The organism is Streptomyces luteogriseus (assembly GCF_014205055.1).
Lineage (GTDB): Bacteria > Actinomycetota > Actinomycetes > Streptomycetales > Streptomycetaceae > Streptomyces > Streptomyces luteogriseus.
This window is the reverse complement of record NZ_JACHMS010000001.1, coordinates 5,475,455-5,497,910: the sequence shown is the minus strand read 5'-3', so window position 1 is coordinate 5,497,910 and position 22,456 is coordinate 5,475,455. Positions and strand designations below refer to the sequence as shown.

Genomic DNA, 22,456 nt, shown 5'->3' with positions numbered 1-22,456 from the left:
CATCCGGCATGGTTCGACGGTTCGCACGGGAGGACCCGGCCATGGCGTCGTCAACGATGACCTCGTCCCAACCCCAACGGCCACCACGGCCGAACCTCGTCTTCCGGCGACTGCGCGGACAGCGCTCACCGGCCGAGTTCGCCGCGGCGGTCCGCCGGGCCGGGCTCGAGATCGGCGAGCAGGTCAGCTGTGACGCGCGGTACATCGGCCGGGTCGAGGCGGGCGAGATCCGCTGCCCCAACTACGCGTACGAACGGGTGTTCTTGCACATGTACCCAGGCCGCACACTCGCCGACCTGGGGTTCGCGCCCCGCTCGTCGGTACGCGGACGCCGGGCGCGCGACACCGAGGACGCGCCCCCGACGCGCACCGCGAACCCGGCGAACGCCACGAGTGAGACCAGCGGGGCGTGCGAGCCGTATGAAACGCAGAACCCGTACGACCCGCACCACCCGCACGACACCTACGAGGAGAGCGACGTGCTACGTCGCGCGTTCATGACCGGCGGAGGCGCCACGGTGGCCGCCGCCTCACTGGGGCCTGTCGGCCTCGCCCGCGACGCCTCGGCGGCACAGCGCCCCGTGCACCGCGCCGGGGCGAGCGACGCGGGCGCCCTGGAAGAAGCAGTCCGCCGGATCCGGCTGCTCGACGACCGGCACGGGGCGGACGGCCTCTACCGTCGCGCCGCCGCCCCGCTGCGCGCCGCCTACGCCCTGCTGGACGCCGGGACGACCCGGCAGACCACGGCGGACCGGCTCTACTCGGGTGCCGGTGAACTGGCCATCTCGGTGGGCTGGCTGGCCCACGACTCGGGCCGCTTCGACGACGCCCGCTCGCACTACGCGGAAGCCCTCGCGACGGCCCGGATGACCGGCGACGCGGGCCTTGAGGCGCACGCCTTCTGCAACACGGCGTTCCTGGCGCGCGACGCGGGCCGGCCCCGCGAGGCGGTCCGGGCGGCCCAGGCCGCGCAGCGCGTCGCCCGGCCGGTGGGCTCCGCCCGGCTGATGTCGCTGCTCGCGCTGCGCGAGGCGGGGGGCTGGGCCGGACTGGCCGACCGCGTCGGCTGCGAGCAGGCACTGGCCCGGGCGCAGGCCTTCTTCGAGCGGGGCCCCTCGGACGCCGATCCCGAGTGGATGAGCTTCTACGGGGAGGCCGAACTGGAGGGCCTGGAGGCGCAGTGCTGGTCCACGCTGGGCGACTGGCCCCGGGCGGCACGGCACGCACGGCGCGCCGCCGAGCTGCAGGATCCGCACTTCACGCGGAACATCGCCCTCTACACGGCGGAGCTGGCGGACGACCTCGCGCGCGGCGGCCGGCCCGACGAGGCGGCGGTGGCGGGGATGCGGGTGCTGGATCTGCTGGAGGAGGTCCAGTCGTCCCGCGTCCAGACCATGCTCGCGGCGACCGCGCGGGTGATGCTGCCGCACCGCAGGGCCTCCGGGGTCTCGGCGTTCCTGGAGCGGCACGCCTCCTCGCCGCGGATGGCCTGAGGACTGCGGATGACCTGAGGACCGCGGATGACCTGAGGGAATGTCGCGGACGTCACGCCCGCCGCGCGACGTCCGGCACGTCCGGCGCGAGATGCCCCAGGTCGTTCCAGCTCTCGATCGCCGGCTCCCCGTAGGCCCAGCCCAGCACCGACAGCGACGTCGGGTTCAGCCGGATCCGGGCCGCGAAGTCGATCGGCAGGCCGAGCCAGCGCGCCCCGATGGAGCGCAGGATGTGCCCGTGGGCGAAGACCAGGACGTCGCGGTCCTCGGAGCGGGCCCAGGAGACCACCTCGTCGGCCCGGGCCGTGACCTCGGCGAGCGACTCCCCGCCCGGGACCCCGTCGCGCCAGATCAGCCAGCCGGGCCGGACGGCCTGGATGTCCGCGGGGGTCATGCCCTCGTACGACCCGTAGTCCCACTCCAGCAACGCGTCCCAAGTGCGCGCGCGGTCGCCGAAGCCGGCCAGTTCGCAGGTCTCACGCGCGCGTGCCAGCGGGCTGGTGCGCACCTCGACGCCGGCCAGGCCCTCGTACGGGGCCCGGTGCAGGCGCTCGCCGAGCAGCTTCGCGCCGCGTCGGCCTTCCTCCAGGAGCGGCACGTCGGTCCTGCCCGTGTGCTTGCCGGACAGGGACCACTCGGTCTGTCCGTGGCGGGCCAGCAGGATGCGCGCGGGCATGGAGCACCTTTCCGGAAGAACAAGCGAGAAGAACGACGCATGGGGAACTCCTCCATCATCGCGCACGCCTCCCGCGGGCAACCCGGGGGGCGATCTCTGCGTCTTTGAGGGCCGGAGGCGCCCCCCGGGGCGGGCGCACACACCGTAAAGTGACACGGCCGAACGGGCTACGCGTGATGACGAAGGGGGAGGACGATCGGATGCAGCACACCGAGACACCGGGCACCGAGGCGGCGGCCCCCGCGCCCAGGCTGCGCTGGTGGACCGAGCTGCCGCTGATCCTTCTGGTGTACGGGTTCTACTCGGCCGGCCGGCTCCTCGCCCGCGGCGACGTCTCCGGCGCCGTCGACCACGGTCTGACGATCCTGCGCTTCGAGAAGGCGCTGTACCTCAACTTCGAGCACCCGCTCAACCGCCTCTTCACGCGCGAGGCCTGGATCGGCATACCCGCCGACTTCTGGTACGCGTCGCTGCACTACCTGGTCACTCCGGCCGTCCTGGTGTGGCTCTTCCGCTCCCGGGCCGTGCGGTACCGCGCCGCGCGCACCTGGCTGATGACGTCCACCCTCATCGGCCTGATCGGCTTCACACTGCTGCCAACCTGCCCGCCCCGGCTCCTCGACGCGAGCCACGGCTTCGTGGACACGATGGCGCAGTACAGCTCGTACGGCTGGTGGGGCGGGGCGGCGAGCGCCCCGCGCGGCATGGGGGACATGACCAACCAGTACGCGGCCATGCCGAGTCTGCACGTGGGCTGGGCCCTGTGGTGCGGAGTGATGCTGTGGCGCTTCGGCGGGTCGCGCCTGACCAGGACCGCCGCCGTCGCCTATCCGCTGATCACGACGATCGTGGTCATGGGCACCGCCAACCACTACTTCCTCGACGCGGTCGCAGGGGCGGCCGTCATGGGCGTCGGCCTGCTGCTGGCCCCCGTCGTGATGCGCACCGCGGACCGGGTCAAGGCACGGTTCGTGCCGTCGGCCGCACCGGTCACGGCGGACTCCTCCGCCACAGCCTCCGCCCCGGTCGCGGCGGACTCCTCCGCCGCGGGTTCCTCGATTGTCAGTGCCGGATGCCAGACTTCCGCGGGTGAGCGAATTCCACGGCAGCGCGAGTCACGGCTCGAAGACGGAGCCGAGCCGGGTGCCTCTCCCAAGGACGCGGGGGACGGCGCTCCGGCAGCAGCTCGCTGAGCTGCGCGGCCCCGACGTACCCGCGAAGGCGCTGGACGCCCGCGCCCTTGCGGCGCTGGCCGCCAACCCCGGTTGTGCGCGGCGCGCGATCCTGGACGGCGCCGGAGTGAACAAGGCGGCGGTGGCGAGCGCGCTGGGCTCGCCGTCGGCCTTCGGGCAGTCGCAGTTCGCGCTCACCCGAGGCAACGCCTTCGAGGCGAAGGTCAAGGCCGACGGCGGCGCGGAGCTGTTGCGGCTGGTGCACGACAAGCTCGACCGGTCCGCCGAACCGCCCTCCGACGCACGCGTGCCCGACCTGACGGCGGCCGGGCCCCAGGGGCGCACGGCCCGTACGGAGCTGGAGCTGCGGGAGGCCGCCGCGCACCCGGGGGCGTGGACGCTGCTCGACCATCCGATGCTCGCGCTGGACGTCGCGGGCTCTCCCGCCTTCCTGGAGCCGGACGCGGTGGTGGTGCATCCGGACGGCAGCTGGACGGTCGTGGAGATCAAGTCCTTCCCCCTGCTGGACGGTTCGGCGGACCCGGCGAAGGTCGGGGCGGCGGCCCGGCAGGCGGCGGTGTACGTGCTGGCGCTGGAGGAGGTCGCGGCCCGTCTCGGCGCGGAGCCGGAGGGGTCCGCCCAGGGCGGGGCCGCTGCCCCGCGGGTGCGGCACCGGGTGCTGCTCGTCTGCCCCAGGGACTTCTCCAACCTGCCGGCGGCGTCCGCCGTGGACATCCGCAAGCAGCGGGCGGTGACGGCCCGCCAGCTGGCCCGGCTGACCCGTATCGAGGACATCGCCGGCGCGCTCCCCGAGGGCACGTGCTTCTCGCCCGAGTTGCCCGCCGAGGAGCTGACGGCGGCCGTGGAGTCGGTCCCGGCGACCTACGCGCCCGAGTGCCTGTCCGCGTGCGAGCTGGCCTTCCACTGCCGCACCCGGTCCCGCCAGGAGGGCGAGGTGACGTCGCTCGGGCGCCCGGTCCGCGCGGAACTGGGCGGTCTGACGACCGTCGAGGACGTCCTGGCCGCCGCCCGCGGCGAGGCGGGCGATCCCGCCGACCCGGCGGTGGCGGCCCTGCGGCGGGCCGCCGCCCTGCGCGCCGAGGCGCTGGAGGCGACGTGTCGCTGATCTCCACCCTGGCCCGCCTCGAAGCCGTCAGCACGGGCCGCGCCCAGCCCGCCGCCACCGTCCGGCACCGCCATCTCGGCGAGCGCCCGCTGGTGTTCGTGCCGCTCACCACCGCCGGTGAGGCCGGGGCCCCGCTGGGCGCGCTGGTCGGCACCGACCGGGACGCGCCGCGTCTGCTGGCCGTACCGCAGCCCCGTGACCGCGACCTCAGGTTCGCGTTCCTGGCCGAACTGGCCGACGTCGTGCTGCCGTACGTCGACTCCTTCGCCGAGGCCGTGGAGGCCGCCGAGCGCACCGATACCGACCCGGAGACCGGCAAGCGCGTCAAGGTCGAGGTCGACCTGTGCGCGGACGCGCCGCAGCTGATCGTGCCGAGCCGCGCGGGCATCGACCTGGTGCGGCTGCTCGGGCGCTCGACGCGGTTCCGGCGTACGGCGGAGCAGGATCCGGAGGCTCCCTTTCCGGCACCGCCGCGGGTGCCGCTGCTCGGGCGGTGGCTGACGCACTTCGGGGAGCGGGCCCGGGTGCCCGGCTCCTCGCTGCTGCTGGCGATGACCGACGTCCTGGGCCGGCACTGGGTGACCGGGCAGTCCACCCTGGAGGACCAGCATCTGGGGGCGCTGCTCGCCTGGATCGACCCGCCTCAGGGCGTCACCGGCGCCGAGGCCGCGCTGCGGGCCGAGCTGGAGCGGGACGCGCAGGGCCAGCTGACGTGCCCGCCGGCAGGTCCGGCGACCGACCCGGCGTTCGACAACAAACTGCTCGCCCCGGCCATCGAGCGCTACGACCGGGCCCGCACCGCCCTGGCCGCCGCAGAGGACGGCCTGGAGGCCGACGACCGGCTGGGGGCGCTGAGCGCCGCCGAGCGGGAGATCCGCGACCTGGTGCTCAGCCGCACCCGGCCCACCTGGGACGCGGTCTGGCGGGGCCTGGACCTGCTGCGGGAGCTGCCCGAGGGGGCACGCGTCGAGGAGCGGTGGACCCGCGACCGCTGGTCGTTCACCGGTCACCGCGACCGGGTGCTGGCCGGGGAGCCCCCGCAGCCGCGCCGAGACGACGCGGTCACGGCGGCGAACAAGCTCGCCACGCGTGAGCGCGAACAGGCCCGGCTGGAGGCGCAGGAGGCCCTCGACGACCCGCTGGTGATGGCGGGCCGGCGGCTGTCCGGGGAGGCGCTCGCGGGTGAGGTCACCGATGTCGTGATGGCGTACAGCGAGGGCAAGCGGCCCAGCCCGCGCCCCCTGGTGACGGTGCGCACGGACGACCGGCCGCATCTCGGCGAGCGGACGAAGGTGTACCGGTCGCTGGGCGGGAAGCCGCAGTCGGCCGAGTTCGTCGCGGCCGAGGAGGACGGCGCGTACGTCGTCCTGCGGGTCCTGGACAAGATGGGCCGCGGCAAGGAGCCCGAGCCGGGTTCGGTGCCGGAGAAGGGCGACCGGGTCTGCTTCACCCTCTTCGAGCACGAGCAGCGGGGCGGCGCGAAGCTGCCCGACCCTGAGGACACGCCGTGGACGCACGGCGGGCCGCCCGGCGAGCCGGCCCTGGAGGCGGCCGACCCGGTGACCGAGGAGGATGTGCTGTGACCACGGTGTTCGACCCCTCGGCCGCCGCGGCCCGGGCCACCGACGCGATCCTGCACGACACGCTGCACGGCACCGCGCGCGGTGTCGTCGTGGACTCCCCGCCGGGCGCGGGCAAGTCCACGCTGGTGGTCCGCGCGGCCCTGGAACTGGCCGAGGCCGGTCACCCGCTGATGGTGGTCGCGCAGACCAACGCCCAGGTCGACGACCTGGTCCTGCGGCTCGCCGAGAAGAACCCCGAGCTGCCGGTGGGCCGGCTGCACAGCAGCGACTCCGACCCGTACGACAAGGCGCTCGACGAGTTGCCGAGCGTACGCAAGTCGGCCAAGGCGGGTGACCTGGCGGGGCAGGCCGTGGTGATCTCGACCGCGGCGAAGTGGGCGCACGTCAAGGTCGACGAGCCGTGGCGGCACGCGATCGTCGACGAGGCCTACCAGATGCGCTCGGACGCGCTGCTCGCCGTGGCCGGGTTGTTCGAGCGGGCGCTGTTCGTGGGCGACCCGGGACAGCTCGACCCGTTCGCGATCGTCGGCAGCGAGCAGTGGGCGGGCCTCACGTACGACCCGTCGGGCTCGGCGGTGACGACCCTGCTCGCGCACAACCCGGACCTGCCCCAGCACCGGCTGCCGGTCTCCTGGCGGCTTCCGGCCTCCGCGGCACCCCTGGTCTCGGACGCGTTCTACCCGTACACGCCGTTCCGTAGCGGCACCGGCCCCGGCGACCGGAGCCTGGCCTTCGGCGTGCCGTCGGACGGCTCGGGCCCCGACCGGGTGATCGACGAGGCGGCCGAGTCGGGCTGGGGCCTTCTGGAGCTGCCCGCACGGCACACCCCGCGCACGGACCCGGAGGCGGTACTCGCGGTGGCGACCGTCGTACGGCGCCTGCTGGACCGGACGGGCGCGGCGACCTCGGAACGCTCTCCGGTCGCCTCGCCGCTCACCGCGGACCGGATCGCTGTCGGCACGGCGCATCGGGACCAGGCCGCCGCGGTCCGCTCGGCCCTGGCCGGCCTCGGCGTCGCCGACGTGATCGTGGACACGGCGAACCGGCTGCAGGGCCGCGAGTACGACGTCACGGTGGTCCTCCACCCCCTCTCCGGCCGCCCCGACGCCACGGCCTTCCACCTGGAGACGGGCCGCCTCTGCGTCCTGGCCTCCCGCCACCGGCATGCCTGCATCGTGGTCTGCCGAGCGGGGGTCACCGACCTGCTGGACGACTATCCGTCCATGGAGCCGGTGCAGTTGGGGACGGTGGTGAAGTTCCCGGACGGCTGGGAGGCGAACCACGCGGTGCTGGCGCACCTGGCGGAGCACCGGGTGGAGTGGCGACCGTGACCGCCGCCCTCGGACGCACCTGCTTCCACCCGACCCACCGGCGGCCGGAGGGCGGCACACCGGGTCCCGGGGCGGTCCTGATCTGGCCGGAACAGTGCGGGTCCGGGAGGCCCTGGCGAACGCCGGGTGGTGTGGCGGCCGTACCCACTACCGCGATGCCCACTTGCGCGCCCGCGAGACAATGGACGGTGGCCCACTCCACCGGGAGGGTCAGCGCGACGTACGAGGAGGAGAAGACATGGCGGAGCCCACGCCGCGTCGGAACGAATCGCGGCTACGCCCCGCGCCCCTGCTCTTCGAGCCTGCGGAGGCGGCCTCCGACCCTGAGCACTTCTTCGACCTCGAGTCGATCGACGACCCCCGGGCCCTGCTGGCCCGGGCGACGGAGCTGACGCTGGCGTTCCGGGCCGCGGCGGACCGGGCGGTGGAGTTCCAGGCGATGGCGGCGGCGCAGCTGGCCGATCCGCGCAGGTTCGACCGGCTGACGACCGCGGACATCGCCGAGCGGGCCGAGTGGACCGAGGACTACGCCAAGAAGATGGTCGAGTTCGGGCGGGACCTGATGCGGGGCGACGCCGAGGGCCGTGGGCCCGGCGAATCCGCCTGACACGGCAGGGTCGGCCCCTTCCCGATCACCTGGCATATGCCAGGCGGGCAAGATACTCCCTCCCACCCCCTCCTGTCCCGATTTCCCGCAACCCTCGGGAACCGGGCGCTCACGGCGGGTACACCTGGATGCCATGAGCAGCGCATGGAACGCCTCCGATGTCACCCCGGACGGGGCCGCCTGGCTCGCCTCGGCAGGAACGTATCCGCGAAGCACGCTCGCCCTCTGGGAGGAGCGGCCGGACGCCCCGGTCGTACTGCCCTGCGGGTCGGTCTTCGACGTGGTCAGCGCGCCCGCGATGTTCGGCCGGCGCATGCTCGACCGGCTGTGGGACGACGGTCCGGGCTCGGGTCCGGTCGCGCAGTTCCGTGGACGGATGCTGCTGTTCGCCGCCCCGGGGACGGCTCAGCGGCTCCCCGCGCTGCTGGAGTGGGAGGAGTGGGGCGCACGGGGCGGCAGGGAAGCCACCCGTACGGACGCCGTACCGCCGCTGCTGTGCCATGGCACGGGCGACGCGGTGACCGTCCCGGCCCCGTCGGAGAGCATCTGGCCCGCCGCCCCGGCCCCGTCGGAGAGCGCCTCCCTCACCGTTCCGGCCTCGTCGCGGAGCGCCGCCCCCACCACTGCGCAACCCGCCCGGCCCCCCGCCCCCGCCCGTTCCGCTTCCCGCTGGCTCGTCGCCCCGGACACCCGTCAGCCCTGGCTCCCCGGCCCCGAAGTTCTGCTCTGGGCGGCCGTCCGGGCGGCCCGCTCGGCGGTGCGGATTTCGATTTTTCCTCCCGCCGACCAGGATGCTAAGGTCTACGACGTCAGCAGGCGCCGCTAGCTCAGTTGGTTAGAGCAGCTGACTCTTAATCAGCGGGTCCGGGGTTCGAGTCCCTGGCGGCGCACTGTGCCGGTGGCGGTTTGTGTTCGCAGACAACGCGAACGCAAGCCGCCACCGTCGTTTCCGCGCGGTTTCGCCGCGCGCCGTGGGGGCTTCGCCACCCACACCCCCACCTCCCGGCGTCACACCGCCGTCCCCTCAACGCCCCACCGCGATCTTCACCGTCCACGCCCCCGAAGCCGTACGCCCCTCCACCTCCACCCGCACTCCCTCCCCCGGCACCGTGAAGCTCTCCCCGATGCCGATCGGCGCGTCCGCGAGGGGCGGGTAGACGGAGTCCTCCCAGCACGCGTCGGTGCGCGGATGGGCGTCGATCACCTCGACGGGGCCGCCCCCGGACTGCGCCCCGCCCCGCACCCGGTACACGAGCACCCCCTGCCGGCACGCGGCCGCGTCATTGCCCACCGGCCCCCGCGCCTCGAGGGCGAGCACGCTGTCGGGCCCCGTCCGCACCACCGCGAGCTTGGTGCCCCGCCCGAGACCGAAGGCCTGCGCCCCCGCGGCCCCCGTCGTCGGCATCCCCGGCCCCGCCGCCAGCGGCTCCAGGGTCAGCCGGGCCGGCCCGGCGTCCTGGACGCACCGGACCTGCCGCGGATCCAGCCAGCCCAGCTTCCACTTGTGCCAGGCGAAGAGGTCGGGGGCCAGTCCGAACTGGCTGCCCATCAGGTCCCAGTCGCCGACGTGTGTGTCCCAGTCACCCTTGCCGTCCGCGGGCCGGTGGTACAGGTCGGGCAGGTCGAACACGTGCCCGGTCTCATGGGCGAGGACGAGCCGGTCCGGGGGGTGCTGTTCGAACACCGTGACGATGCGGCGCAGGTCGGTGCCGTCCGCCCGCAGCGGGCTCGTCAGGTTCACCACCTTGGTCGCGTCGGAGTCCACGCCGGGCGCGTCCGGGTCGGCGACGAAGTACACGACGTCGTAGCGCGAGAAGTCGACCCGCGGGTCGGCCACGGAGAGGGCGTCACGCAGGTACGCGGACCGGTGCTCGGGTTTCCAGTCGCGCTGTATGGCGTACGCGGTGGACGGCTTCGGCATCTGGATCCAGTGCCGCAGCGTGTGCGGGCGCAGGGTGAAACGGCCATAGGAAGCACGTTCGAAGAAGCGGGTGGTGGCCGGGAAGTGGTCCGCGGTCAGCTCCTGCGGGGTGGTCAGCGGGTGGGCGTCGGGGAAGGACAGGAAGACCATGACCGCGTCCAGGGACCGGGCCGGTCGCGGATAGGCGGCGTTCCAGGTGTCCAGGCCCTCCGAGTGGTGGGCGTCGGTCCGGGTCAGGGCGCAGGGCGCGGCGGAGTCGGGCCCTGCCGCCGAGGGGCCGGCACCGAGGGAGGTGGCGGCGAGCGCGGACATGGTGGTGAACACGGCCGCGGTACTGCGCAGTCGGGCGCGCGGAAACGGACGCGGCACGGGTACCTCCGGGTACGGTTCGCGGGACACCGCACCCAGCCTGTGATGATTTGTCGTACTGCGTCCTGTTTGCCTGCACCGGTCGGGTGAAGGGGGCGAAAAATCACGGAAGCCGACACCCCCGAAGCACTCACAGAACGTCACAACTGGTCGGGGGCCTGAAGAAGCCGTCCAGGTGCGTGCAGAAACGATCTGGCAGAAGGGCCGGTTGGCCGGGGAGACTGGACACCGGCTGGAAGGCCCTGGGGCCAGCCTCTATGATCGGCACACTTTCCTGACCTTTCCTGCACGGACAGAGATCGAATACATGCGGGAGCGAGCGGTGAGCGGAACCTCCGAAGGGCCGGCGCCCGCGGCAGACCTGGACCGGCCGGTCGTCACAGAGAGTGAGATCGACACGTCTCCCCGTACCGAGCCCCCGACCCCGCGGCCCTACCGCTCCGCCTTCGCGGCCGCCCCGCTCGCCATGGCCGTCGTGGACCGCGAGGGCACGGTCGTCAGTGCCAACGACGCCCTCGCCGCGCTGCTCGGCCGCAGCCCGGACGGGTTGGCCGGGTCCGTCGCCGCCGACCTGGTCGACCTCACCTCCGACGCCCGCACCTGGCACGCGTACCGCGAGGTGCTGCGCGGGCGACAGTCCCGGCTGCGCTGCGCGCGCCGGCTCAAGCACCCCGACGGGCACTCGCTGTGGGTGCAGGTGACGGTCGCCCCGCTGCCCGCCGAGGACGACGGTGTGCTGCTGTCGGTCGCCGACATCAGCGCCCGCCGGGAACTCCAGGCCCGGTTGCGGCACTTGCAGATGCACGACCCGGTGACCCGGCTGCCCAACCGCACCCTGTTCTTCGAACGACTGTCGGCCGCGCTGGAGGCGGAGTCCTACGAGCAGAGCGGCACGGGCCGGATCGGGCTGTGCTACCTGGACCTGGACGGCTTCAAGGCCATCAACGACACCCTCGGCCATCGCGTCGGGGACCGGCTGCTGGCGGCCGTCGCCGAGCGCCTGACGCGCTGCGCGGACGAGGCCGGCCACGCACGGACCAGCATTCCGCTGGTGGCCCGGCTGGGCGGTGACGAGTTCGCGCTGCTCGTCGAGGACTCCACGGGCACCGAACAGCTGGCCGAACTGGCCGAGTCGGCGCTGCGGGCGGTCCAGGACCCGTTCGACATCGCCGGCCAGCGACTGTCGGTCTCGGCGTCCATCGGCGTCGTCGAGCGGCACGCGGCCGGCACCACCCCCACCGCGCTGATGCAGGCGGCCGACACGACGCTGTACTGGGCGAAGGCCGACGGCAAGGCCCGCTGGACGCTGTTCGACCCGGAGCGCAACGCCCACCGCATGACCCGTCAGGCCCTCGCCTCCACACTCCGCCCGGCCATCGACCGGGGCGAGTTCCGGCTGGAGTACCAGCCGCTGGTGGGCATGGAGGACGACCGGCTGCACGGGGTCGAGGCGCTCATCCGATGGAACCATCCCCAGTTCGGCGTACTGACGCCGAATCGGTTCATCGGACTGGCGGAGGAGGACGGTTCGATCGTCCCGCTGGGCCGCTGGGTGCTCCGTACGGCCTGCCGGCAGGCCCGCCGATGGCAGCTGGACCACCCGGACGAGCCGCCGATCTTCGTCAGCGTGAACGTGGCGGTTCGGCAGGTCTGGGACTCGGACCTGGTGGCGGACGTCGCCGGGACACTGGCCGAGACCGGGCTCGCCCCGCACCTGCTCCAGCTGGAGCTCACCGAATCGGCCGTGATGGGCTCGGCGGGCCGCCCGCTCCAGACCCTGAAGGCGCTCAGCGACATGGGCGTGCGGATCGCCATCGACGACTTCGGCACCGGCTACTCGAACCTGGCGTACCTCAGCCGGCTGCCGGTGTCGGTGCTGAAGCTGGACGGGTCCTTCGTCCGCGGCTTCCAGTACGACGACCGGGAGGCGGCCGCCCGGGCCAACCCGGCCGACGAGGTCGTCGTCGAGGCGATGATCCAGCTAGCGCACCGGCTCGGGCTGACCGTCACGGCCGAGTGCGTGGAGACCTCGGCACAGGCGACGCGGCTGCGGAGCATCGGCTGCGACACCGGACAGGGCTGGCTGTACTCCCGCCCGGTGTCGCCGGATCGTATCTCCGAACTGCTGGACACACCGGACGTTCAGGCGGGCGTCGGCAACCCGTAGGCATCGGCGATGAGTTCGTAGGAGCGCAGCCGGACGTCCCCGCCGTGCGCGTTGGCCGTGATCATCAGCTCGTCGGCGCCGGTGCGCTTGGCGAGGTCGTCGAGGCCCGAGCGGACCTCGTCGGGGGTGCCGTGGATGACGTTGGCGTTCCAGGAGTCGACGAAGTCGCGCTCCATGGGGCTGAACTCGTAGGCCTCCGCCTCCTCCGGGCTGGGCACGAGACCGGGGCGGCCGGTGCGCAGCCGGACCATGCTGAGGGCGGCGGCCAGCACCTGCCGGCGGGCCTCCCGCTCCTCGTCGGCGGCGAGCGCGGAGACGCCGATGAGGGCGTACGGCTCGTCGAGCACGGCGGAGGGCCGGAACGACTCCCGGTACAGGTCCAGGGCCGGGACGGTGTTCTGCGCCGAGAAGTGATGCGCGAACGCGAAGGGCAGCCCGAGGACACCCGCGAGACGGGCACTGAAGCCGGAGGAGCCGAGCAGCCAGAGCGGCGGGCGGTGCGGGGACTGGACGCCGCCGGGGGACGTGGCCTGGACCGGGCCCGGCACGGCGTGGATACGGCGGTACCGGTGCCCGTCGGGGAAGTCGTCGTCGAGGAAGCGGGTCAGCTCGGCGAGCTGCTCGGGGAAGTCGTCGGCGCCCTCGTTGAGCCGGTCCGTGCGGCGCAGGGCGGCGGCCGTGGCGCCGTCCGTGCCGGGGGCGCGGCCGAGGCCGAGGTCGATCCGGCCCGGGGCCATGGCCTCCAGCGTGCCGAACTGCTCGGCGATCACGAGCGGGGCGTGGTTGGGCAGCATCACACCGCCCGAGCCGAGCCGGATGCGGTCGGTGTGGGCGGCGAGATGGGCCAGGATCACGGCCGGGGACGAGGAGGCCACGCCCGGCATGGAGTGGTGCTCGGCGACCCAGTACCGGTGGAAGCCGCGGTTCTCCGCGAGGCGGGCCAGGTCGACGCTGGTGCGCAGGGCGTCGGAGGCGGTGCGGCCGGCCCCCACGGTGACCAGGTCCAGTACGGAGAGGGGGACGGGGGCGCTGCCCTGTACTGCGCCGCGTATCTCGTCTGCCGCCACGGGGGTGCCTCCTGCTGTGGGCCGTGTGCTGTCGTGCTCTCGTTCCGGCTCTAACAGGGGACTGTCTCCGGTTATTCCCGGCCGGTGCGCCGGGGACCGTCAGGCGGCCTGCTCCCAGTCGCTCCGGGCACTGTCCTGCGGGGGCGTGCGGTCGGCCTTCTCACGGGCCCGCAGGACGGCCCACGCGAGAGCGGCGAGGCAGGTGGACCACCAGGGCAGCGGCCATACGACACCCCACCAGCTCAGGTGGGGGTGGAGGAAGGCGTCCGCTGCGGCCGCGGCCATGGCCGCGGCCAGGCTCCAGCACAGCAGGCGCCCGGACAGCTGGACAGCGCTTGCAGAGGATCTGAACGGGCCCGATTCGGCCATCGGAGAGTCCTTCACGGCATGACTGGCTGCGGACGTGGCCAGTGTGCACGTGGTGGACAGCAGAAGGGGAACGCGCTTTCGGTCAACCCGCGTGTCGCCTGATGCGGCGGAGTTGAGCATTCCTCAGCTCCGGCCGGGCAGTTGGAGCGCGTTTGCCCCACTGTGCACCGAAGAAGGGGTGGGACTGATTCCGGCCCACATGGAGAGCGCGTTCGAGGGCACGGCACCCGTTTTCAGCCGCACGGGGACACTCGGGCTCCATGACGACTGATGCGTACCGGGTGGCGCGAGCGGCCGGATGCCTCGAAGCGACGTTCGCGGTGGCCGTCGGCATGAATCTGGCCGAGGCCGTCTGGGACCCTGGTGGTGCCGGCTGGAGGGCGGCCCGGGCGGCGGCGACTGTGCTCTTCACGGTCGCCCTCGTCGCCTATCTCGTGCTGCGCGTGCTGCGGTGGCGTCGCGCACGGAGCGGGCGTCCATGAGCAGGGACGGATCCGGTCTGCGACCGTGGGGTGATGCGGGCCGATACCTCTTCGCCCCCCGCGGCACCTGACGCGGGGGGGCGACGATCAGGCCTTCCGTCTCACGCCTGGACGAGCGGCTCCCGCGTGAAGAGCGCCCCCAGCTCCGGCGCGTTCACCCGCCGGTCCGCCAGGCGCAGGCCCTCCCAGACCGTGACCTGGTTGGCGGTGAGGATCGGCTTGCCGAGTTCCTTCTCCAGGGCCGGGATGTGGGCCGCCGTGTGCAGGGCCGTGTCGGGCAGGAGGAGGGCCTCGGCGTCGGGGTGGTCGGAGTTGCGGGCCAGGGCGAGGAGTTCGGCCTCGCCCCATGTGCCGACCTCGGCGGCCGTGATGATGCCGGAGCTGTTGACCGACACGACCTCCACACCGGCCGCGCGCAGGAACTCGGCGAAGAGCTGCGCCACGTCCTCCGGGTACGTCGCTCCGATCGCGACCCTGCGCGCCCCGAGCTCCCGCACCGCGTGCGCGAACGCGAAGGACGTGGACGAGGCCGGCAGCCCGGCGGTCTGGGCCAGGGTGCGGACCTGCTCCTGCGCGCCGTCCCAGCCGTAGACGAAGCTGCCGCTCGTGCAGGCCCACACCACCGCGTCCGCACCGGCGTGCCGCAGTTCCTGGACGCCCGCCGCGAGCCGGCCGGCGGAGCCCATCTCGAGCAGCGCGTCCACCCGGTGCGCGTCCTCACCGATGTCGGTGTGCACCAGGTCCACCCGGATGTCGCTGCCCAGCAACTGCTCGATGCGCGGATAGTCGTCCTCGGCGGAGTGGCCCGGGTAGAGAAATCCCAGTGCTGTCATGTCCAGCCTTCCTGCTGCTCTTCTTCCGGCAGTACGGGACCGGGGTCCGCCCCCGGCGCTGCGGGACCGGAACGCGCCGCCGGATTGATCAGCGCTTGGTACGGCCCCACCGCACGGGTACCCAGTCGGCGCAGTGCGGCCCACATCGTCACTTGGTTGGCCGAGATCACGGGGATGCGCAGCTCGGCCTCCAGCTGGGGGATCACGTCGTACGTGGGCAGGTTGGTGCAGCTGATGAACAGCGCGTCGGCGTCGCCGCGGACGGCCTGCCGGGCCATGTCCACCACCTCCCGGTAGGGGACCTTCCAGATGTGCCGGGTGAGCCCCATGAACGCGCAGCCGGAGATCGTGACGCCGGCCTGGGCGACGTAGGCCTCCAGCGACTGCGTCACCGAGACCGTGTACGGCGTCACCAGCGCCACCCGGCGCACGTTCAGCTCCACCAGGGCCTCCAGCAGCGCGCCGGAGGTGGTGATCGCCGGTACGGCACCGGCCCGGCTCATCGCCTCGCACATCGCCCGCTCGCCCATCATGCCGCCGACGAAGCTGCCCGAGGTGCAGGCGTAGGCCACGACCTCGGGGGCGATCGCGTTGAGGGTGCGGACCGCCTCGCTCAGCGTCTCGTGTTCGCTGACCAGGCGGGCGAGGTCGAGACTGACCTCGACCGGCACGAACGGTGTGCGGGTCATATGGAGCGAGACCTCGTCCGGCACCCAGCGCCACAACTCGCGGTCGAGTGCGAAGTCGAAGGGGGCGACGACGCCGACCCCGCGCTGCGGGCTGGGCCCGCCGAGAAATGAGACGTCCATGGCAAGCACCGGCCTCACGCTGGGCAACTAGTGTGCAACGGATCGTGGGAACGCCCGTGTTGACGACGGTAGGTTCGGGTGCGAGCGTGGTCAATCCGCCCGGATCACTCCTTGGTCAACACCGGGTTAACTCGTCGTCACCGACCGGCGCCCCGGGGCCGGCCGGCCCCCGCCGAACGGCTGGAGAAACGGCTGCTCATGCCCACCCCCACCCTGCTCGTCCTGGACGCCGAACCCCTCCCCCGCCTCGGCCGCCTCACCGGCCGCGCCCGCATCGAACACACGGACGCGGCGGGGCTCGCCGAGCGCCTCCCGCGTGCGGATGCACTCCTGGTGTGGGACTTCACCTCGCGCGCCGTGCGGGACGCGTGGCCCGGCGAGGGTCCACGGCCGCGCTGGGTCCACACCGCCAGCGCCGGTGTGGATCATCTGATGTGTCCGGAACTCGCCGCTTCCGACACGGTGGTGACGAACGCGCGCGGCATCTTCGACCAGCCGATCGCGGAATACGTCGCCGCGCTGGTGCTGGCGATGGCCAAGGACCTGCCCAGGACGCTGGAGTTGCAGCGGGAACGGACCTGGCGGCACCGCGAGTCGCTGAAGATCGCCGGGAGCCGGGCCGTGGTGGTGGGTTCGGGGCCGATCGGCCGGGCGATCGCGCGCACCCTGGGGGTGCTGGACATCACGACCGCGCTCGTGGGCCGCGTCGCGCGCTCCGGCGTGCACGGCCCGGAGGACCTGGACCGGCTGCTGGCCCGCGCCGACTGGGTGATCGCGGCGGCGCCGCTCACGGACGACACGCACGGGATGTTCGACGCCCGCCGCTTCGACCTGATGCAGCCGTCGGCCCGGTTCGTCAACATCGGCCGCGGGCAGCTCGTCGTCGAGGACGCGCTGGCCGAGGCCCTGTCCAAGCGCTGGATCGCGGGCGCCGCCCTGGACGTGTTCGAGGCCGAACCGCTGCCCGCCGAGAGCCCGTTGTGGCAGGCCCCGGGCCTGATCGTGTCCCCGCACATGAGCGGCGACATCGTCGGCTGGCGGGACGAACTCGGCGCCCAGTTCGTGGACCTGTACGAACTCTGGGCGAGCGGGGAGCCGTTGAAGAACGTGGTCGACAAGCAGCGTGGGTACGTACCTGGTCACTGACGTTCCTGGGAGGGTGGATGACCGAGCTCACCGAGCTGACCGCCGCACGGCTTCTCGACGGGTACCGCAAGGGCGAGTGGAGTCCCGTGGAGGCGACACGGGCGGCGCTGGAGCGGGCCGAGGCGATCCAGCCGGAGGTGAACGCCTTCGTCCGGCTGACCGCGGAAGAGGCCCTGGAGCAGGCCCGGGAGTCTCAGGAGCGATGGCGGCGCGGTGAGCCACGGGGCCTGCTCGACGGGGTGCCGGTCACCGTCAAGGACATCCTGCTGCAGCGCGGGGCGCCCACCCTGCGCGGGTCGAGGGCCGTGGATCCGGCGGGGCGGTGGGACGAGGACGCGCCGTCGGTGGCCCGGCTGCGCGAGCACGGGGCGGTGTTCATCGGCAAGACGACGACCCCCGAGTTCGGCTGGAAGGGCGTGACGGACTCGCCGCTCAGCGGGATCACGCGCAACCCGTGCGACCCCTCGCGCACCGCGGGCGGGTCGAGCGGCGGCAGCGCGGCGGCCGTGGCACTGGGCGCGGGACCGCTGTCGCTGGGCACGGACGGCGGGGGCAGCGTCCGCATCCCCGCCTCGTTCTGCGGGATCTTCGCGCTGAAGCCGACGTACGGGCGCGTGCCGCTCTACCCGGCGAGCGCGTTCGGGACGCTGGCGCACGTCGGGCCGATGACCCGGGACGCGGCCGACGCGGCGCTGCTGATGGACGTGATCGGGCATCCGGACTCGCGCGACTGGTCGGCGCTGTCCGCCCCGGCCGGTCCGTACACCGACGGTCTGGCGGGCGGGGTGCGCGGGCTGCGGGTGGCGTACTCGCCGTCGCTGGGCGGGCAGGTGGCGGTGCAGCCGACGGTCGCGAGGGCGGTGCGGCAGGCGGTGGAGCGGCTGGCGGAGCTCGGCGCGTACGTCACGGAGACCGATCCGGATCTCACCGACCCGGTGGAGGCCTTCCACACCCTGTGGTTCAGCGGGGCGGCCCGGGTGACGCAGCACCTGGGCCCGCACCAGCGGGAGTTGCTGGACCCGGGCCTGCGGGAGATCTGCGCGCGGGGCGCCCGCTACTCGGCGCTGGACTATCTGGCCGCGGTGGACGTGCGGATGGACCTGGGACGCCGGATGGGCCGCTTCCACGACACCTACGACCTGCTCGTCACGCCGACCATGCCGCTCACGGCGTTCGAGGCGGGCGCCGAGGTGCCGAAGGGATCCGGCCATCGGCGGTGGACGGGCTGGACCCCGTTCACCTACCCCTTCAACATGACGCAGCAGCCCGCTGCGAGCGTGCCGGTCGGCGCCGACGCGGACGGTCTGCCGATCGGGCTCCAGCTCGTGGCCGCCCGGCACCGGGACGATCTGGTGCTGCGGGCGGCCCACGCGCTGTACGGGGCCGGGGTGGCCTCGGCCGGCCGGCCTACACCCGCCGGAAGCTGAGCGACTCCCCCGCCGCTCCCGACCTCCACAGGTCGTTGCACGCCTCGGCCATGGTCTCCAGGCCGTCGACGACCTGGCCCCAGACGATGCCGGGGACCCAGCCGACATCGCCGTTCAGCAGCAGGTTGTTGCGCTCGTAGAACAGGGCGAGGTCGACGAGCGTGGTCCCGGCCCGGACCTCGCGGTCGTAGCCGTAGGCCTTGGTCCCCAACTCCGCCCCGGCGAAGGTGAAATAGCACAGGTCGCCGGGAATGGGAGTGATGGTCGGGTTTTCCAGGGGTGGCTCGGATGGGGCGAAGGGTGGGAAAAGGGCGTAGATCTCATTGCGTGCGTACTTCGCGTGGTAGACGTCGCCGGCCAGTGGAAGGGAATCCCAGACGGCCGCGCAGGTGATGGGCGCGCGGTCGTCCAGCAGCCTGGCCGTGCAGGTCACGTCGCGCTTGACCAGCGAGACTTCGATGTAGCGATCAGCCATGCCTCCATGGGAGTGCCCACCGCCGCTCGGGTCAAGGGCGCACGGGGTAAGTGCGGGGCTTGAAAAGACCGGAATAACTCGGATGCGGTCGGGTAGCCGCGCGCCCATGGCTCCACCACAGAGAAGCCCACACAGAAGCACACTGCGAAGTCCCGAACCCATACCCGGGCCCGTCTCCGGGCCCACCCGCCGGTCGCTGCTCGCGGGGGTCGCGGCGCTCGGCGCGCTGGGTGCCGCCGGATGCAGCAGGGTCGCCACCGCGTCGGACGTCAAGGGCGGTGACCTGCTCGGCCGGCTCCGGGCGGCGGGCGTCGTCCGCCTCGGCATCGCCGGCGAGATCCCGTTCGGCTTCATCGACAAGAACGGCGAGCTGACCGGCGAGGCGCCGGAACTGGCCAAGGTGATCTTCAAGCGTCTCGGCGTCGACCGGGTGCAGCCCGTGCCGACCGAGTTCGGCTCGCTCATCCCGGGCCTGAACTCCCAGCAGTTCGACGTCGTGGCCGCCGGGATGTACGTCAACCCCGAGCGCTGCGAGCAGGTCATCTTCGCCGACCCCGACTACCAGATGCTCGACGCGTTCATCGTGCGCAAGGGCAACCCGAAGGGGCTGCGCAGCTACAAGGACGTCGTCGAGAAGAAGGCGAAGTTCGCCACCGGGACCGGCTACGCCGAGATCCAGTACGCCGTCGAGGCGGGGTACGAGGAGAGCGAGATCCTGATCGTCCCGGACCAGGTCGCGGGCCTGAACGCGGTCGAGGCGGGGCGCGTGGACGTGTTCGCCGGTACGGCGCTCACCGTGCGCGAGGTGGTGAAGAAGTCCGCCAAGGCGGAGGCCACCGAGCCGTTCAAGCCGATCGTGGGCGGCAAGCCGCACGTCGACGGAGGCGCCTTCGCGTTCCGGCCGACCGAGACCAACCTGCGGGACGCCTTCAACGTCGAGCTGCGCAAGCTCAAGAAGAGCGGCGAACTCTTCCGCATCCTCAAGCCCTTCGGTTTCACGGAGGCCGAGATGACGGATCTGACCGCGAAGGAGCTCTGCGGCGGATGACCTCGGGACTCTGGGAACTCGTACTCAAAGGCGTCTGGGTCACGATCCAGCTGCTCGTCTGCAGCGCCCTGCTGGGCGCCGCGGTGTCCTTCGTCGTCGGCGTGGCGCGCACCCACCGGCTGTGGATCGTCCGCTTCCTCGCGGGCGTCTACACCGAGGTGTTCCGCGGCACGTCGGCGCTGGTGATGATCTTCTGGGTCTACTTCGTGCTGCCCATCGCCTTCGGCTGGCAGCTGGTGCCGCTGTGGGCGGGCACCCTCGCGCTCGGCCTGACCTACGGGGCGTACGGCTCCGAGATCGTGCGCGGCGCGCTGAACGCGGTCGACCCGGCGCAGAAGGAGGGCGGGATCGCGCTCAGCTTCACGCCCTGGCAGCGGTTGCGGCTGATCCTGTTGCCGCAGGCCGTGCCGGAGATGATCCCGCCGTTCTCCAACCTGCTGGTCGAACTGCTCAAGGGCACCGCTCTGGTGTCCATCATGGGCATGGGTGACCTGGCGTTCAGCGGCAACCTGGTGCGCCTCGCGCTCCAGGAGAGCGCGGAGATCTACACGATCGTGCTGCTGATCTACTTCGTGATCGCCTTCGTCCTGACCCGCGGCATGCGCGGCCTGGAGCGCAAGCTCAAGGCCGGCACGGGCAAGAAGGTCGGGAGCACGCCCGACCAGGAGCTGGACCGTCCGCAGACCACCGGTGTGGGAGGTGCTGTCGCATGAAGTGGGACTGGAGCGCAGTCAGCGGCTTCATGCCGCACCTCTGGGACGGTCTGCTGGTCACCGTGCAGATCCTGGCCCTCGGTTCGCTGATCTCGTTCGTGCTGGGCCTGGTGTGGGCGCTGCTGATGCGGGTGCCCTCGCGCTGGGTGACCTGGCCGGTGGGCGTGGTCACGGAGTTCGTCCGCAACACCCCGCTGCTGGTGCAGCTGTTCTTCCTCTTCTACGTGCTGCCCGAATGGGGCCTGACCTTCTCGGCGCTGACCACCGGTGTCTTCGCGATCGGGCTGCACTACTCGACGTACACGATGCAGGTCTACCGGGCCGGTATCGAGGCCGTGCCGGTCGGCCAGTGGGAGGCGGCGACGGCACTGAACCTGCCGCTGCACCGGACGTGGACCGCGGTGATCCTGCCGCAGGCCGTGCGCCGGGTCGTCCCCGCGCTCGGGAACTACGTCATCTCCATGCTCAAGGACACCCCGATGGTCATGGCGATCACCGTGCTGGAGATGCTCGGCCAGGCGCGCCTGTACTCGCAGGAGCACTTCCAGTTCACCGAGCCGCTGACGGTGATCGGCGTGGCCTTCATCGTCATTTCCTACCTGGCCTCCCTTGCCCTGCGAGCCCTGGAGCGACGCCTTGCCCACTGACACTCTCCCCAATCCCGGGACCAACCCCGAGAAGAACCCCGCCCGGAGCGCCGGCGAGCTGATCCGGCTGGAACAGGTCACCAAGCGGTTCGGGAGCAACACGGTCCTGGACCACCTGGACTTCTCGGTCGACGCCGGCAAGCACGTCACCCTGATCGGCCCGTCCGGATCCGGCAAGACGACGATCCTGCGGCTGCTGATGACCCTGCTCAAGCCCGACGAGGGCACGATCACGGTCGACGGGCAGCAGCTGTTCCCGGCCTCCGACAAGCAGGTCCGCGAGGTCCGCAAGAAGATCGGGATGGTCTTCCAGCAGTTCAACCTGTTCCCGAACATGACGGTGCTGCGGAACATCACCGAGGCGCCGGTCACCGTCCTCGGCATGTCGAAGGACGAGGCGGTGGAGCGGGCCAAGGGCCTGCTGGACATGGTGGGCCTGGCCGACAAGTGCGACGCGCACCCGGCCCAGCTCTCCGGAGGCCAGCAGCAGCGGGTGGCGATCGCCCGGGCCCTGGCGATGCGCCCGCAGGTGCTGCTCCTGGACGAGGTGACCTCCGCGCTCGACCCCGAGCTGGTCGCGGGCGTGCTCGACGTCCTCAGGGACATCGCCCGCTCCACGGACATCACGATGCTCTGTGTGACCCACGAGATGAATTTCGCCCGGGACATCTCCGACCAGGTGCTGATGTTCGATTCGGGCCGCATCATCGAGTCGGGAACGCCGGAAAAGATCTTCAGCGACCCCGAGCTGGACCGGACACGGGAGTTCCTCAGCGCAGTGCTGTGACTACACCCCGTGAACAGGCAGAACGGCGGATCCCTCGCACAGGACCGGACTGGGGCATGCCATTGGCAAATGCCAGAGTGCCATTGCCCCAGTCCGGGGCCCCGGGAATCTTGTCAACCCCCGCTCCCCGCAAGCCCTTTGCCGGTTAACCTGGAAAAGGTTCACTGACCGGATTACGGCCCTACAGCAAGCGCAGGGGGAGACCACC

22 protein-coding genes and 1 tRNA gene are annotated in these 22,456 nt (G+C 72.4%); 16 read left to right on the top strand and 7 right to left on the bottom strand.

Annotated elements, in window-relative coordinates; translation table 11 throughout:
• Positions 1 to 41 precede the first annotated feature (41 nt).
• The gene (locus BJ965_RS24415; protein ID WP_184910765.1) at positions 42 to 1,493 is read left to right on the top strand and encodes a hypothetical protein; all 1,452 of its coding nucleotides are present in this window, start codon (positions 42 to 44) and stop codon (positions 1,491 to 1,493) included.
• A 52-nt stretch (positions 1,494 to 1,545) separates the two neighbouring features.
• On the opposite strand, the gene BJ965_RS24410 is transcribed toward BJ965_RS24415, so the two are convergent.
• A complete protein-coding gene (locus BJ965_RS24410) occupies positions 1,546 to 2,169 on the bottom strand; it encodes a histidine phosphatase family protein (RefSeq protein WP_184910763.1) in 624 nt (207 codons plus the stop codon).
• A 200-nt stretch (positions 2,170 to 2,369) separates the two neighbouring features.
• Between BJ965_RS24410 and BJ965_RS24405 the strand changes: the two genes are divergently transcribed.
• From BJ965_RS24405 to BJ965_RS24375, 7 genes are all read left to right on the top strand, one after another.
• Entirely contained in the window at positions 2,370 to 3,362 is a 993-nt protein-coding gene (locus BJ965_RS24405; RefSeq protein WP_184910761.1) for a phosphatase PAP2 family protein, read from the top strand.
• Positions 3,313 to 4,467: a hypothetical protein gene (locus BJ965_RS24400; RefSeq protein WP_184910759.1), complete on the top strand. Its 1,155-nt coding sequence runs from the start codon at positions 3,313 to 3,315 to the stop codon at positions 4,465 to 4,467. Before BJ965_RS24405 ends, BJ965_RS24400 begins: the two co-directional genes overlap by 50 nt.
• Positions 4,458 to 6,050: a hypothetical protein gene (locus BJ965_RS24395; RefSeq protein ID WP_184910756.1), complete on the top strand. Its 1,593-nt coding sequence runs from the start codon at positions 4,458 to 4,460 to the stop codon at positions 6,048 to 6,050. Before BJ965_RS24400 ends, BJ965_RS24395 begins: the two co-directional genes overlap by 10 nt.
• Positions 6,047 to 7,381 carry an AAA domain-containing protein gene (locus BJ965_RS24390; protein ID WP_184910754.1) on the top strand — a complete coding sequence of 445 codons (1,335 nt, stop codon included), beginning with the start codon at positions 6,047 to 6,049 and terminating at the stop codon, positions 7,379 to 7,381. Before BJ965_RS24395 ends, BJ965_RS24390 begins: the two co-directional genes overlap by 4 nt.
• A 238-nt stretch (positions 7,382 to 7,619) precedes the next feature.
• On the top strand, positions 7,620 to 7,988 hold the full coding sequence (locus BJ965_RS24385) for a hypothetical protein (protein WP_030838006.1): 369 nt from the start codon (positions 7,620 to 7,622) through the stop codon (positions 7,986 to 7,988).
• 133 nt (positions 7,989 to 8,121) lie between these two features.
• A complete protein-coding gene (locus tag BJ965_RS24380; protein WP_184910752.1) occupies positions 8,122 to 8,814 on the top strand; it encodes a bifunctional DNA primase/polymerase in 693 nt (230 codons plus the stop codon).
• Positions 8,805 to 8,878, top strand: a tRNA-Lys gene (locus BJ965_RS24375). Before BJ965_RS24380 ends, BJ965_RS24375 begins: the two co-directional genes overlap by 10 nt.
• Before the next feature lie 134 nt (positions 8,879 to 9,012).
• On the opposite strand, the gene BJ965_RS24370 is transcribed toward BJ965_RS24375, so the two are convergent.
• Complete coding sequence (locus BJ965_RS24370; protein ID WP_184910750.1) at positions 9,013 to 10,278, bottom strand: M6 family metalloprotease domain-containing protein; 1,266 nt, start codon at positions 10,276 to 10,278, stop codon at positions 9,013 to 9,015.
• A 307-nt stretch (positions 10,279 to 10,585) separates the two neighbouring features.
• Between BJ965_RS24370 and BJ965_RS24365 the strand changes: the two genes are divergently transcribed.
• Positions 10,586 to 12,445 carry a putative bifunctional diguanylate cyclase/phosphodiesterase gene (locus BJ965_RS24365; protein ID WP_184910748.1) on the top strand — a complete coding sequence of 620 codons (1,860 nt, stop codon included), beginning with the start codon at positions 10,586 to 10,588 and terminating at the stop codon, positions 12,443 to 12,445.
• Here BJ965_RS24365 and BJ965_RS24360 read toward each other — a convergent pair.
• Together BJ965_RS24360 and BJ965_RS24355 are read right to left on the bottom strand one after the other, a co-directional pair.
• Positions 12,421 to 13,512 (bottom strand): LLM class flavin-dependent oxidoreductase, encoded by a 1,092-nt coding sequence (locus tag BJ965_RS24360; protein WP_184910746.1) that lies wholly within the window; start codon positions 13,510 to 13,512, stop codon positions 12,421 to 12,423. The genes BJ965_RS24365 and BJ965_RS24360 overlap by 25 nt on opposite strands.
• 99 nt (positions 13,513 to 13,611) lie before the next feature.
• Positions 13,612 to 13,881: a hypothetical protein gene (locus BJ965_RS24355; RefSeq protein WP_184910744.1), complete on the bottom strand. Its 270-nt coding sequence runs from the start codon at positions 13,879 to 13,881 to the stop codon at positions 13,612 to 13,614.
• Between the two features lie 260 nt (positions 13,882 to 14,141).
• Between BJ965_RS24355 and BJ965_RS24350 the strand changes: the two genes are divergently transcribed.
• Positions 14,142 to 14,363, top strand: a complete 222-nt coding sequence (locus BJ965_RS24350; protein WP_184910743.1) for a hypothetical protein — start codon at positions 14,142 to 14,144, stop codon at positions 14,361 to 14,363.
• Positions 14,364 to 14,464: 101 nt separating this feature from the next.
• Here the strand turns inward: BJ965_RS24350 and BJ965_RS24345 are convergent, their stop codons facing one another.
• Positions 14,465 to 15,196 carry a maleate cis-trans isomerase family protein gene (locus BJ965_RS24345; protein ID WP_184910741.1) on the bottom strand — a complete coding sequence of 244 codons (732 nt, stop codon included), beginning with the start codon at positions 15,194 to 15,196 and terminating at the stop codon, positions 14,465 to 14,467.
• Positions 15,193 to 16,005 carry a maleate cis-trans isomerase family protein gene (locus tag BJ965_RS24340; protein ID WP_030837997.1) on the bottom strand — a complete coding sequence of 271 codons (813 nt, stop codon included), beginning with the start codon at positions 16,003 to 16,005 and terminating at the stop codon, positions 15,193 to 15,195. The genes BJ965_RS24345 and BJ965_RS24340 overlap by 4 nt, the downstream gene beginning before the upstream one ends.
• Positions 16,006 to 16,203: 198 nt before the next feature.
• Here BJ965_RS24340 and BJ965_RS24335 point away from each other — a divergent pair, with 198 nt between their 5' ends.
• Positions 16,204 to 17,151, top strand: a complete 948-nt coding sequence (locus BJ965_RS24335; protein WP_184910739.1) for a D-2-hydroxyacid dehydrogenase — start codon at positions 16,204 to 16,206, stop codon at positions 17,149 to 17,151.
• A 17-nt stretch (positions 17,152 to 17,168) separates the two neighbouring features.
• On the top strand, positions 17,169 to 18,578 hold the full coding sequence (locus BJ965_RS24330; protein WP_184910737.1) for an amidase: 1,410 nt from the start codon (positions 17,169 to 17,171) through the stop codon (positions 18,576 to 18,578).
• Here BJ965_RS24330 and BJ965_RS24325 read toward each other — a convergent pair.
• Positions 18,559 to 19,053, bottom strand: a complete 495-nt coding sequence (locus BJ965_RS24325; RefSeq protein ID WP_184910735.1) for a DUF3830 family protein — start codon at positions 19,051 to 19,053, stop codon at positions 18,559 to 18,561. The two genes, BJ965_RS24330 and BJ965_RS24325, sit on opposite strands and share 20 nt — an antisense overlap.
• A gap of 106 nt (positions 19,054 to 19,159) precedes the next feature.
• Here BJ965_RS24325 and ehuB point away from each other — a divergent pair, with 106 nt between their 5' ends.
• From ehuB to ehuA, 4 genes are read left to right on the top strand one after another with little or no spacing between them, the layout of a single operon-like run.
• A complete protein-coding gene (gene ehuB, locus BJ965_RS24320; RefSeq protein ID WP_376777938.1) occupies positions 19,160 to 20,101 on the top strand; it encodes an ectoine/hydroxyectoine ABC transporter substrate-binding protein EhuB in 942 nt (313 codons plus the stop codon).
• Complete coding sequence (ehuC, locus tag BJ965_RS24315) at positions 20,098 to 20,814, top strand: ectoine/hydroxyectoine ABC transporter permease subunit EhuC (protein WP_184910733.1); 717 nt, start codon at positions 20,098 to 20,100, stop codon at positions 20,812 to 20,814. The genes ehuB and ehuC overlap by 4 nt, the downstream gene beginning before the upstream one ends.
• Positions 20,811 to 21,461, top strand: a complete 651-nt coding sequence (ehuD, locus tag BJ965_RS24310; RefSeq protein WP_030837987.1) for an ectoine/hydroxyectoine ABC transporter permease subunit EhuD — start codon at positions 20,811 to 20,813, stop codon at positions 21,459 to 21,461. Before ehuC ends, ehuD begins: the two co-directional genes overlap by 4 nt.
• A complete protein-coding gene (gene ehuA, locus BJ965_RS24305; RefSeq protein WP_184910731.1) occupies positions 21,451 to 22,248 on the top strand; it encodes an ectoine/hydroxyectoine ABC transporter ATP-binding protein EhuA in 798 nt (265 codons plus the stop codon). Before ehuD ends, ehuA begins: the two co-directional genes overlap by 11 nt.
• The last annotated feature ends 208 nt before the right edge of the window (positions 22,249 to 22,456 follow it).